Source organism: Flammeovirga sp. MY04 (assembly GCF_001682195.2).
GTDB classification, from domain to species: Bacteria; Bacteroidota; Bacteroidia; order Cytophagales; family Flammeovirgaceae; genus Flammeovirga; species Flammeovirga yaeyamensis.
In genome coordinates this window covers 1574190-1586535 of record NZ_CP003560.2, presented here as the reverse complement: position 1 = coordinate 1586535, position 12346 = coordinate 1574190, and the positions used below count along the sequence as shown (strand labels likewise).

Below are 12346 nucleotides of genomic sequence, written 5' to 3'. Positions count from 1 at the left end.
CGGTTAATATTACTTAATCGCGATACAAGATATTTCAATACCCACGTCTTTCGGTAATCTAGCTACTTGTACGGTTTCTCTTGCAGGAGCTGTAGCTTCGTCAAAATACGTGGCATATACATTGTTAATCTGAACGAAGTCGTTCATATCTCGAACAAAAATGCTGCATTTTACAACGTTACTATAATTCATTCCTGCTGCTTCAAGAACATATCCCAGGTTCTTCATTACTTGATGGGTTTCATTTTCAATACCATCAGAGACAAAATTGCCTGTAGACTGATCAATTGCAATTTGACCAGAAACATAAAGAGTATCGTTGTTTAGGATAGCTTGTGAGTATGGTCCAAGAGGACTTGGAGCCTTCTCACTAAAGATTACTTGTTTCATGAGAGTTGTTGATAATAATCAGATATAATTCACACAAAAATATATACTAAAATCAGCTCTCATAGTGACGTATGTCAGTTTTTACATTAATTATGTAAAAATTGTTGAATTTGTCCTTTAAGTACTCCGCTACTGCTTACAAATTTTTTAATGATTTCATTGTAACTATTTTCATCAAAGTTGTCATTTAGATAATCTTTCTCTAGATGTAAGATAACTTCAGATAAAGAATTAACGCCTAAAATTTGAAACGATGGTTTAAGACGGTGTGCAACTTTAGCGATAGTCGCCCAATCATTATAAGAAACAGCTTCATTGATCTCTTCGATACCTTCATTTAAGTTAGTAAGAAACGAATCAATCATCTTGTTAACAAAACTATCGTCGCCTCTGGATAATGCTTGTAACTGGGTTAAGTCGTACATTTTACTATTTTGGATAGTACTCATGGATTATTATTTATAGAAATATCATCGGGTTATTTTATCATCCTTAATCAATTGGTAAATCTTTGACTTACTTATTTTTAGGACATCTCTTACATAATTTACTTTACCTTTATATTTTTTCAAAAAATATTCGATGATTTCGATGTTATATTCTTCCAGAGTTCGTTCTTTTTCGAGAAGATCTTTCTTAATTTCAACTTTTTCTAACAATAAATCAACATCAGATATTTGATTACCTTCCGATAAAGTGGTGGCCAACTCGATAACTGCTCTTAATTGTCTTATATTACCGGGGAAATAATAATTCATAAGTTTCAACTTAGAAGCTTCACTAAGTTGTTTTAACTTTACTGAAGGGTTCTTATTAGAATAATCCTCTAAAAAATAATTGGAAAGAGGTATAATATCTTCTTTTCTTTCTCTAAGAGGAGGGAGCTCAATAGTTAAACCTAAAAGTCTATAATATAGATCTTCTCTGAATCTTCCATTGTTTACTTCATTTAATAAGTTCTTATGGGTAGCTGTTATAATACGAAGATCTAAGGATACAACTTCATTTCCACCAATTCTACTAACTTCTCTTTCTTGTAATACTCTTAATAGTTTTGTTTGAAGTTCTAGTGGTAATTCACCAATTTCGTCTAAAAATATAGATCCATAATTAGCTTCTTCAAATTTTCCTTTCCGTGCTGTTGAAGCACCTGTAAAAGCCCCTTCTTCATAACCAAAAAGCTCGCTTTCTATCAATTCTTTAGGAATTGAAGCAACATTAATAGCCACAAAGTTCTGATGTTTGCGAGAAGAATTTTGATGTACTGCTTGAGCTATTAATTCTTTACCAGTTCCAGTTTCCCCAACAATATTTACATTAATATTCGAAGAAGTTGCCTTTTCTAAAACCGTAAATACTTTTTGGATGGCTTTAGATTTGCCTTTGATTAGATAAGAGAAATCACTCTCAGGATTTTCTACTGGCTTTACACTAAATTGATTGATTACTTCTAAGAGTTCATTTTCTAGTTGATCGGATTTTAAAATAAAACCTAAGTATCCAGCTTTTTTTGCTTTATTAAAATAAGAATATAGATCTTGATCTGTGATCAAATAGTTTTTTGAGGTTGATTTAACATCTTGATATTCTATCAATTGATCATCTACAAATAATACATCAATTTCTTGAGTGTTATTGATGTACTTTTCTTCACTATCAAAATGAATTAAGTGATGATTTGAAAGAATTTCAGGTTGAATAAAACTACCTAATATTTGATCATTATTTGTGATAATACCAATTCTCATAAACATAAAAAAAAGGAGTACATCAAATGTACTCCTTTCTTTAATGACTTAAAAACGGTTTAGAATTTTTTAGAAGTCACCATTAAATCTTCTTTTTCAACATGACGTCCTTTCAATGCTTGAATATGTCTTGCATTGTTTCCTTCAATCTTATTTAATATTTGAATTTGTTCCGCAGAAGCTTCAAATATTATTTGATTGATATGCCATGATACTGTTTCTGTGTAAGGAGCTGTTGTTAATGAACCACTATAATGATAATAATGTTTCATTTCTTCACAACCATATTTGCCGAATAAATCTTCAAGATTTACTTCTGTGTCATGTACTGATGCAATTCCATGAGCATCTTTAGGAATTCTATTGATAAATTCATTAATAAATGGGTTTTCTTTACCCATTTTAAATAAAATTCCAATTACCAAATAATGTGGTTTGTCTGACTCATCATTAGCCAAAACATTTACCATGTGCATCTCCATTGGATAAGTAATACCATCGATCTGATGTTCAGAAGGAGTATGGAAATGTAATTGTTTGAAATTATATGTAACATCATCAAATACTAATTGAGATGTTGAATCAAAATCTAATTGCACAGTATGCCCTTTATTTTCAACAGCATTACAATGTGCATCAATATTTAATTTTGATTTAACTACCCCGTCAACTTTTTCAGTTAAAATATTAATAGGAGATTGGATATCACCAAACTCAGAATCAGGGACTGTGTACTCATGTTTTAGTTCATGAGCAACATGTTCATTATTTACATTGCTTGATTCAGGACTGCATGCACACATAATTAGTCCAAAGAAGCAAAGCTTGAAATAGGAAAGTTTTACCATAACGAGAGGATAATTGTAACCTTGTTAATTTTACTTTGCAAGGTTGTTATTTATAAATAGTCATCAAGTGATTGTTAATACGCAAATTTAGTAATTTTCATCACCAAATACATATAAAGTAGGATAATGTCTTTTAATGGTGTTATATATATAACACCATGTGTTATTTAGGTATTTATTGTTTGAATTTTTCTTAACAAAATCATCGATTATCATCTTTGTACCGTTATAAATTTAAACACACAGAATAATAACAAAAAGTTAGTGCGATGTTAGTATATAAATTTGGAGGAACTTCAGTTGGTTCAGCAGAAAGAATGATGCAAGTAAGTGATATCATAACTGGTGGCGAGCAAAAGATCGTTGTTTTATCTGCTGTATCAGGTACAACAAACTCTCTAGTAACTATTTGCGATGCTTATTATGCAAAAGATAAGACATTGGCAGATAAGTTAGTTGAAGACTTCCGTCCAAAATACGATAAACATATTTATGATTTATTGCATGATGAAGCTTCAAGAGTAGAAGCCAATGCTTTAATGGAGGAGAAATATGCTTTATTAAAATCTTATGACATTAATGATTTCTCTGAAGTTCAAGAAAGAGAAATTCACGCACAGGGAGAGTTGATCTCTACTAAATTAATGCAACTTTATCTTCAAGAAAAAGGAGTAAATTCTGCTTTAATTCCGGCTTTAGATTTCATGCGTACAGAAAATGGAGAACCTTTGTATGGTGAGATTGAAAAAAGATTATCTGCTACTTTAGCTCAGCATCCAAATGTTGATCTATTTATTACTCAAGGATACATTTGTACAAATGAGTTTGAACAAGTAGATAACCTTAAGAGAGGTGGATCTGATTATACTGCTTCTATTATTGGAGCATGTGCAAATGCAAAAGAAGTTCAGATTTGGACAGATATTGATGGCATGCACAACAACGATCCTCGTTTTGTAGAAGGGACAAAAGCAGTAGAATGTTTAACATATGATGAAGCTGCCGAATTAGCTTATTTCGGAGCTAAAATTCTTCACCCATTAACTGTCTTACCCGCGAAAAAGAAAGATATTCCAGTTCGCTTAAAAAATACAATGGTTCCTGAAGCATTTGGTACTGTTATCGGACCAACTTGTGATGAATCAATTCCTGTAAAATCGATTGCAGCAAAAAATGGAATTGTAGCTATAAAAATTAGATCATCAAGAATGTTGATGGCCTACGGATTTTTAAAGAATGTATTCCAAATCTTTGAAGATTATAAAACGCCTATCGATATGATTACCACTTCAGAAGTGGCAGTATCACTAACAGTGGATAAAACAGATGCTCTTCCTCAAATTATAGAGGATCTTGAGAAATTAGGATGTGTTGAGGTAGACGATAACCAATCTATCGTATGTGTAGTTGGACAAAATCTAATTGAAGATGCATCAGTTGTTTCTGGGGTTGTTAAAGCATTAGAAAGCCTAAAGGTAAGAATGATTTCTTATGGAGGTAGTGCAAATAATATATCTATTTTAATACCAACAGAAAACAAAAACGAAGCTTTAAATCTATTACACAGTGCTTTATATAATGAAAGCCTAGTATAGAAATAACAATATAAACTGTCTTTAACTGAATACTCCAACATTTTTGTTGGAGTATTTTTTTTGTTTAAATAGTAAATAAGTAGCCTATTTTAATGTATATTAAGCTGATAACAGATATTTATTGGTAATATATTCTCATTTCGTGTAGATTCTTTACAACCTGAGGTAAGGTTTTTGTAATTTCACCGTTTATTATTCGTAGGCATAAACCTTTCCTTAACAAATACTACTTTTTATTGTTCAAATGATTCGGCGTTTTTGTAAATATTCCAAACTTATGCTATTCACAAGCTTTTTGATGATTGTGAGTATGGAATCTTACGCTCAAATCAATTTGAAACTTGCACAATACTATAAAAGAAGAGCCAATAAGTATTTAGTGAAGAGCCCTCATTTACATGAGTATTTTTCTATTGATGAAAGTGGCATTACGATGTACCCAACACCACTTCATCGTAAACAAAATAAAGCCGAATTTTATGTTAGTTGGGATGAACTGTCTGTTTTAAAGGATGTGTTTGAATTTTCCGATCGTTCTTATCAATATCAAGTCTATTGTACTAAAGGAGTCCGACCTTTTAATCCCGATACCAGAATGTCTATCAATATATTAAAAGGTATGACAAGTATTCCTCCTACTTCAGTAATGAAACCATTATCAGGTATTCGAGTAGCAATTGATCCTGGACATATCGCAGCAGATATGAAAATGGCTAAAATCGAAGGAAGGTTTGTGGATATGAAACTAAAAGATGGGACTCATATTCAATTACGAGAAGGGGATTTAACTTTAACAACAGCATATATATTAAAAGATAGCCTAGAAAAGTATGGAGCAGAGGTGTACATGACACGTCAAGGATTAAAAAATGCAGGGGCCTCAAAAGAATCATATCATTCTTGGAAGAAAAATAATTTACAAAGTAAGCTTCACGGTAAAAAACTAACTAAAAAACAGATGTTACATGTTTTGTATCATTCTCCAGAATCTCGAATTTATAGACAATATTATTTACAAGACGATTTAGAAATAAGAGCGGATTCTATAAATTATTTTAAACCGGATGTAACAGTTGTTTTGCACTATAATGCAGATGAACTAAATCATGGATGGAAAAAACCATCTCAAAGAAATTTTAGTATGGCATTTGTTCCAGGCTCTTTTATGTCCAAAGAACTAAAAACAAAAAGAGATCGATACGATTTCTTAAGAATCTTAGTGAGTGATTACACTAAAGATTCCTATTACCTAAGCAAGTTCATTATGAAAGAGTTTGAAGAGACTTTACATGTTCCAGCAGTTGGACCACATAACGAACCTAAGTATTTAAAATCTGTAGCCATGTCTTTAGGAAATGGTATATATGCCCGTAATCTAAGATTATGTAGATTATTAAATAGCCCTATTTGTTATGGAGAACCCTTACTTCAAGACAATATTAATGAGCTTAAAGCACTGAATAATAACGATTTCAAAACAAAAAAAATATCACCAAGAGTAATAGAAGTAGCAAATAGTTACTTTAAAGGGATATTGAACTATGTGAGTTACAGACAGTCACAAAATACACCGTAAGCTAATTTAATTGTCTATTTCGAAATTTAAATTGGTGAAATTGGTTTTTCACAAAATAAAATAATAAATTGTCCTTTAATATTTTAAGGAGCAAACACATTTTTCACCTCCTTCTTAATAGGTAAATGAATTAAACACTTTTCTAAAAAACTCAATTGAATGAAAAAAGCTGCATTGAGATTAGACCATACTGACCGTAGAATTCTTGATATACTACAAAAACAAGCAAAAATCACGAACGCGCAGTTATCAAAAGAAATTGATTTATCTCCAGCCCCAACACTAGAACGTGTAAAAAAACTTGAGAATTCTGGAATTATCGAAAGTTATCATGCAAAGTTGAACACTAAAGCATTGGGACTTGGTGTAACTACTTTTGTGAATGTAAAAATCGAAAAACACAATCAAGAAAACCATACTTCATTTTTGAAACAAGTGGATCAAATACCTGAAGTAATCGAATGTCATCATGTTACTGGAAACAGTCATTACTTACTAAAAGTAATCACAACAGATATTGAAGAATATCAAAGAGTATTATTAAATAAACTAAGTGAAATTAAAGAAGTAGACGATTTACAATCAATGATTGTATTATCTTCTCCAAAAGATGCACATACTATTCCAGTGCCTTAAACATTATCATCAAAAAAATATTTAATTCTATACACATTCAATTTTCCAACGAAACACTTTTTTAATGAAAAAAGCAACAATTCTTAGTGCTGCTTTATCACTGTGTCTTAGTGCTGCAAGTGCACAAGGGATTCAGCTTGAATCGAATCCTGAACTGGTGAATAAGTACATGTCTACCATCACACCAAATGAACTGAAAGAACACCTTACTATTATTGCCTCCGATGAATACGAAGGAAGGGAAACAGGTGAGAGAGGACAAAAAATGGCTGCAGATTACATCGCCAAGTATTTTATGTCGGAAGGTTTAGTGGGTCCAGTAAAAGACAATCCTAATCCTTACTTCCAACAGTTTGATCTTTATTCTTCAAAATATACAAGTTTTGAAATCACTAGTGGAGGACATAAAGCAGAATTATTTGAAGACATTTTTCCATATGGTAATTTCTCTTTAAATAAGGAAACTGATCTTATTTTTATTGGTTTTGGAGATACATCAAAAGATTTTGATGATTATGCAAATGCTGATATAAAAGGTAAAGGTGTAGTGTTTTTTCAGAATTCTCCCGAAGAATACAAAGGTGAAAGTGGTGACAAAAATGGACTTCGTCAGAAAGCTAGAATGGCTGCAGAAAAAGGAGCCGCTTTTGCAATCATATTAGCTGATACTGATGAAGAGTTTACTACACAAACAAAAAGATATGCTTCGTACCTTAAGAAAGGTAAATTATCTTTTGAAAAGCCAAATTCAGAGCAAGCAGCCAGTAGTTTTGGGGTGATCCTAGCTAAACCATCTTCATTTATGGCGATCATGGGTAAAGATCAGAGTAAATTCCAGAAAACAATTCAGAAGAACTTGAAAAAAGGAAAAGCTCCAGCTCATGAATCATTTAAAATTTCAATTAATGCAAAATATGAAACTCGTAGAGTACCTACAGAAAATGTATTGGGCTTTATGGAGGGAACAGATTTAAAAGATGAAATTTTAGTGGTGACTGCACACTATGATCACGTTGGTATCATTGATGGAAAAATCCATAATGGTGCGGATGATGATGGTTCTGGTACAACAGGTCTTTTAGAAGTAGTAAATGCTTTCTCTCAAGCTAAAAAAGAAGGAAATGGTCCAAGAAGATCTATTCTTTTTATGACTGTTACAGGTGAAGAAAAAGGTTTATTAGGTTCTGAGTATTATTCATCTCACCCAATTTTTCCAATGGAAAACACAATTGCTGACCTTAATATAGATATGATTGGTAGAGGTGATGCTGAACATAAAGATCAACCTAATTTTGTGTACACTATTGGTTCTGATATGTTGTCTTCGGATCTTCATAATATTCATTTAGAAGTATCAAAGACATTCAAGCCAGACTTACTAATTGATTATACTTACAATGATAAGGACGATCCGAATAGATATTATTACCGTTCAGATCATTATAATTTTGCTAAACATAATGTACCTGTAATATTCTATTTCAATGGTACTCATGAGGATTATCATCAACCAACTGATACAGTAGATAAGATTCAGTTTAACGAAATGGCAAATAGAGCACAGTTAGTGTTTGCAACAGCATGGGAGCTAGCAAATAGAGAGAAAGCACCAGTGGTTGATAAAAAAGATGAAAGTCAGAAATAGAATTTATTCTGAATGATTCTGTTTTAATCATAACATAAAAAAAACACCTTGAAATTGACTTCAAGGTGTTTTTTTATATCCAATCAAATATTTAGTTATTTGATTCTATTTCTAATTCTTCTTTTTGTTGTTTCTCACGAGCTTTTTGTTCTCGCATCATCTTCAATCTTTCGATATAAAGTGGTTCGCCATTGTAGTTTTTGTTTAAAACTTGAGAACCATCCCAAAGAATTTTTATTTCATCCTTTCCAATTGATGGATCACGAGGCATACTATCAGTAAGGTCATTTCTAACACGAACCCTTTTTAATAATTCCTCTCTTTCCGGTTTTTCATCAAATCTATTTTTGAAACCAGGAAGGTATTTGTCAGGACCTTGGATTTTACTAGGAGGTAATACAGTACTATTAGATTTAGCATTGTATTTTATGTTTTCTACTTCATTACCTTCAGTAAAATAGATAGTCATCGAAGGACAGGAGGCCTTATTTAAAGCATAAATATTCTTTTTATCATCGGTTAATTGGAAGAAACGAGTCATACCATTACCCTTAACATCAACCTTGTCTAACTGATTTTCCTCGAAATGAGCAATAATCTTTTTACCTTTTACTTGGTTGAAATTCGCAATTGTATCTTCCGAAATAATAAAACCGTTTTTATTTAAATATAATCTTTCAACACCTTTTGATGTAATGTCAGTTCTGATAACTTCACCAGTCATTTGAGATTTTTGAGCCCAAATTCGTGGATCATTATAGAAATAGATCATGGAATCATTGTAGTAGTAAATCAATGAATCACATCTTGATTGCATATCTTTATTCCACATCGAAACCTTGTAGTGTGCATATAATGTATTTTCTTTTGTAGTAGTATCATTAATTGAGTGTAGAGTATCTGCAGCTAGATAGTACATATCCATCCAATTACCCTTAATTGGTTTACTCATCAATGCATTACCATAGGCAAAAGTAGAACTGTCTTCTCTTACTACAACATCTGCATAAATCATTGCAGTATCTTGCTTAGAGAAAAAGATAACATTACCCACAGCTTCTGAATTACCAGTATTTTTATCAGTATCAATCTTATCACCGATAAGAATATACTTATCATTTTCTACAACTGCAGAACCTTCAAAGTGTACTTTACCTGATTCAGTATTATAAGTACCGGCATTTGCTTCTACATCACCGTCTTTACTTTCGATTTTTGTACGAGTTTCAAAGACAGCATCTTTGGTTTCACGATCATAAATTAGCTTCTCAGTTTCTAAGTGTTGTACTTTTACTGAGTCGTCCATGACCACATCTTTAATAAAGATCAATTCCTTTTTCTTAAGGTAACCTTCTATAGATGTTAAAACCATAGTTTCCTGAAGTACCTTACCACCAGTAAGGTATTTAGCATCCTTAGTATCTGTATAATAATATAATTTGTCAGTAATCAATGTTACGTCATCATCAATAAGTTTTACTTCCTTACCAGTGATGATTACCAAACCATTATTTTTATCATAATCCAAGCGGTCACCAGTAATAGTGGTTTTTTTATCAATCACTTTTACACGTCCCGTGGCAATAACTTTTTCTGTTTTTATTTCTTGTCTAGCCTCATTACAGTAAATTGTGGTAGATTTCTGAACCATTTTTACTCTTTGAGTGGGAGAACTATAAAACACTCTCCATCCTGAAACACCTTTTGTACGTGCCGCTGATATGATTACTCTATCACCTTTAGGTTTTTGAGCATGCACATTCAACGTAAGTAAAATGGATAAAACTAGAGATATGTTGAAAAAAATATTTTTCTTCATAATTAAATTTCTTCTTAATAGATCGAGCAAATTTTTATTTTTGCAAGCCTGCAAATTTATCCTTGTTTCATCAAAAAACCATAAATATTGCATTATTTGTAGTTGCGATTAATGATTTAATATGAGAATCAAGGGAAAATATTACTAATTAAAAAACCTGACACATATGTTAGACATACAAAATCAATTTGTTGACCAATTTTTAACTTTTATTAATCATAAAGGTATTAGCAAAAAAGATAATATCTTATTGGCTTTTAGTGGTGGTGTAGACTCCGTAGCATTGGCATTATTACTTAAAGCAGCAGGTTATCAATTTTCATTAGCCCATATGAATTTTCAACTTAGAGGGGAAGAAAGTAACGAAGATGAAGCATTTGCTAGATCTTTTGCTGAGAAGCATGGTATCCCAATTTTTGTTGAAGTGGTGGATACAATTAGCATAAAAGATATTACTGGGCAATCGACACAGGTATTGGCAAGGGAACTTCGCTACAATTGGTTTGATGGACTAGTGAAACAACATCAATTTGATTTTATTGCAACTGCCCATCATCAATCGGATAGTGTGGAAACGGTTTTGTATAATTTGATAAAAGGGACGGGTATTGAAGGTTTGCATGGGATTCGTTTCCAAAGGGACAATATTGTCAGACCTTTGTTATTTACTGATAAAGAAACGATAAGAGAGTACGTAAAAAGTTGTAATGAAGAATGGAGAGAAGATTCGTCAAATCAGAGTAATAAATATGCAAGAAACCTAATTCGAAATGAGGTCATTCCTTTGTTAAAGCGGATTAACCCAAAAGCAGAAGAATCGATAGCAGAAACATCAAGAAAAATTAGATTTATCGAGCCTGTCTTTTTTAATGAAGTAGAGGAATTTAAGAAAAATACTTGGAGAAGGATTGATAAAGGGTATATCATCAAAAGTAAACCATACAAAGACGAAAGTTACTTTTTAATTTATCTGTATTATCATTTAAAACCCTTCAATTTTGATTTTACGAGTATAGAAAAATTATATAATCAGTTAGATCAAACTGCTTTGACTTTCTATTCAACAGATCATAAATATGTAGTGTATACTTTACAGGATTTTACTTTTCATTTAATAGAAAACGAAGAGCCAAATCATACTACAGAAAAGCTATTAGTAGAAAAAGAAGGGGAATACCAACTGAATGATACTTATATTAAAATTGAAAAAGTAGAGGTAAAAGGTTTAAGTGAGTTGGACAAGCAATTGACTTATGTGCAACAAAAACATTTTCCTTTTAGAATTCGAAGTATTGAAAACGGAGATAAAATTAAGCCATTTGGTATGAAAGGTAAATCAAAAAAAGTATTTGATTTACTTCAAGACGAAGGAATTCCTTTTTATCTTAGAAATAATGCTTTAGTAATAGAAGATACTAACCAAGAAATTTTATCAGTGATTGCAGTTAGGAACTCCGAATTACTCAGAATTGAAGAATTTCCTGTAAGCCTATTTCAAATTACTGTAAAATAAATGTAAGTTTGGATATGATTAATATTTTCAAGAAGACATATAATGCTGACGAAAGGACGTTATTTGATTTTATGAGAAGAGGAATTCTCTTTTCTAAATTATCGGATGAAGAGTTGGCTAAATTTGCACCACATCTACATTTAAGACATTATACAAAAGGGGAGGTGATTTTCTTTAGAGAAGATCCAAGTCAAGCCTTGTATCTTATTAATAGTGGAATTGTCACCTTAAATATTGATATCGAAGATAAATTCGAAGATTTGGTTCATTTAAAGGCTACAGAGACTTTTGGTGATAACGCAATTCTCGAAGGAACGAATAGACCTTATAATGCCGTTTGTTTTTCTGATCATGCCGACGTTTATGTCATACCAAGTGCAGTTATTCACGATATTTTTTCAGAAAACATTAAAATACAAGCTAAAATGATGATGAGTATGGCTGAGATATACGACCGATTTACAGGTCATTTATTCAGGGCATATAAAGAATCATTTGGATTTTTTGATCTTGGTAGAGCGTTTATGCCTTTTTAAATGATATTTTAAGAAATAAAACATGACAAATGTCATGTAA

At 31.6% G+C, this 12346-nt stretch carries 11 protein-coding genes; 6 read left to right on the top strand and 5 right to left on the bottom strand.

Annotated features, from left to right (window positions below; translation table 11 throughout):
• Window positions 1-9 precede the first annotated feature (9 nt).
• The 4 genes from MY04_RS06465 to MY04_RS06450 form a co-directional block, all read right to left on the bottom strand.
• On the bottom strand, window positions 10-390 hold the full coding sequence (locus MY04_RS06465; protein WP_066207820.1) for a RidA family protein: 381 nt from the start codon (window positions 388-390) through the stop codon (window positions 10-12).
• An 86-nt stretch (window positions 391-476) separates the two neighbouring features.
• Complete coding sequence (locus tag MY04_RS06460; RefSeq protein ID WP_158297599.1) at window positions 477-815, bottom strand: Hpt domain-containing protein; 339 nt, start codon at window positions 813-815, stop codon at window positions 477-479.
• Window positions 816-860: 45 nt separating this feature from the next.
• Window positions 861-2138: a sigma-54 interaction domain-containing protein gene (locus MY04_RS06455; RefSeq protein WP_158297598.1), complete on the bottom strand. Its 1278-nt coding sequence runs from the start codon at window positions 2136-2138 to the stop codon at window positions 861-863.
• A gap of 59 nt (window positions 2139-2197) precedes the next feature.
• A complete protein-coding gene (locus MY04_RS06450; RefSeq protein ID WP_066207814.1) occupies window positions 2198-2986 on the bottom strand; it encodes a carbonic anhydrase family protein in 789 nt (262 codons plus the stop codon).
• Window positions 2987-3255: 269 nt separating this feature from the next.
• On the opposite strand from MY04_RS06450, the gene MY04_RS06445 reads away from it, so the two are divergent.
• The 4 genes from MY04_RS06445 to MY04_RS06430 all read left to right on the top strand — a co-directional run bounded on the left by MY04_RS06445 (window position 3256) and on the right by MY04_RS06430 (window position 8438).
• Complete coding sequence (locus tag MY04_RS06445; RefSeq protein ID WP_066207813.1) at window positions 3256-4581, top strand: aspartate kinase; 1326 nt, start codon at window positions 3256-3258, stop codon at window positions 4579-4581.
• 277 nt (window positions 4582-4858) lie between these two features.
• On the top strand, window positions 4859-6157 hold the full coding sequence (locus MY04_RS06440; protein WP_066207810.1) for an N-acetylmuramoyl-L-alanine amidase: 1299 nt from the start codon (window positions 4859-4861) through the stop codon (window positions 6155-6157).
• A gap of 159 nt (window positions 6158-6316) precedes the next feature.
• Window positions 6317-6793, top strand: a complete 477-nt coding sequence (locus MY04_RS06435) for an Lrp/AsnC family transcriptional regulator (RefSeq protein WP_066207808.1) — start codon at window positions 6317-6319, stop codon at window positions 6791-6793.
• Between the two features lie 64 nt (window positions 6794-6857).
• On the top strand, window positions 6858-8438 hold the full coding sequence (locus tag MY04_RS06430; RefSeq protein ID WP_066207806.1) for a M28 family peptidase: 1581 nt from the start codon (window positions 6858-6860) through the stop codon (window positions 8436-8438).
• Window positions 8439-8529: 91 nt separating this feature from the next.
• Here the strand turns inward: MY04_RS06430 and MY04_RS06425 are convergent, their stop codons facing one another.
• Window positions 8530-10257 carry an OstA-like protein gene (locus MY04_RS06425; protein WP_158297597.1) on the bottom strand — a complete coding sequence of 576 codons (1728 nt, stop codon included), beginning with the start codon at window positions 10255-10257 and terminating at the stop codon, window positions 8530-8532.
• Window positions 10258-10423: 166 nt separating this feature from the next.
• On the opposite strand from MY04_RS06425, the gene tilS reads away from it, so the two are divergent.
• Window positions 10424-11770, top strand: a complete 1347-nt coding sequence (gene tilS / locus MY04_RS06420) for a tRNA lysidine(34) synthetase TilS (RefSeq protein ID WP_066207803.1) — start codon at window positions 10424-10426, stop codon at window positions 11768-11770.
• Between the two features lie 14 nt (window positions 11771-11784).
• On the top strand, window positions 11785-12306 hold the full coding sequence (locus MY04_RS06415) for a Crp/Fnr family transcriptional regulator (protein WP_066207801.1): 522 nt from the start codon (window positions 11785-11787) through the stop codon (window positions 12304-12306).
• The last annotated feature ends 40 nt before the right edge of the window (window positions 12307-12346 follow it).

What these genes read in the sequence shown, in the direction of transcription:
- MY04_RS06415 (WP_066207801.1), top strand. Translation starts at nt 11,785, where the DNA reads ATGATTAATATTTTCAAGAAGACATATAATGCTGACGAAAGGACGTTA.
- MY04_RS06440 (WP_066207810.1), top strand. Translation starts at nt 4,859, where the DNA reads ATGCTATTCACAAGCTTTTTGATGATTGTGAGTATGGAATCTTACGCT.
- MY04_RS06460 (WP_158297599.1), bottom strand. Translation starts at nt 815, where the DNA reads ATGTACGACTTAACCCAGTTACAAGCATTATCCAGAGGCGACGATAGT.
- MY04_RS06445 (WP_066207813.1), top strand. Translation starts at nt 3,256, where the DNA reads ATGTTAGTATATAAATTTGGAGGAACTTCAGTTGGTTCAGCAGAAAGA.
- MY04_RS06425 (WP_158297597.1), bottom strand. Translation starts at nt 10,257, where the DNA reads ATGAAGAAAAATATTTTTTTCAACATATCTCTAGTTTTATCCATTTTA.
- MY04_RS06455 (WP_158297598.1), bottom strand. Translation starts at nt 2,138, where the DNA reads ATGAGAATTGGTATTATCACAAATAATGATCAAATATTAGGTAGTTTT.
- MY04_RS06450 (WP_066207814.1), bottom strand. Translation starts at nt 2,986, where the DNA reads ATGGTAAAACTTTCCTATTTCAAGCTTTGCTTCTTTGGACTAATTATG.
- MY04_RS06465 (WP_066207820.1), bottom strand. Translation starts at nt 390, where the DNA reads ATGAAACAAGTAATCTTTAGTGAGAAGGCTCCAAGTCCTCTTGGACCA.
- MY04_RS06430 (WP_066207806.1), top strand. Translation starts at nt 6,858, where the DNA reads ATGAAAAAAGCAACAATTCTTAGTGCTGCTTTATCACTGTGTCTTAGT.
- tilS (WP_066207803.1), top strand. Translation starts at nt 10,424, where the DNA reads ATGTTAGACATACAAAATCAATTTGTTGACCAATTTTTAACTTTTATT.
- MY04_RS06435 (WP_066207808.1), top strand. Translation starts at nt 6,317, where the DNA reads ATGAAAAAAGCTGCATTGAGATTAGACCATACTGACCGTAGAATTCTT.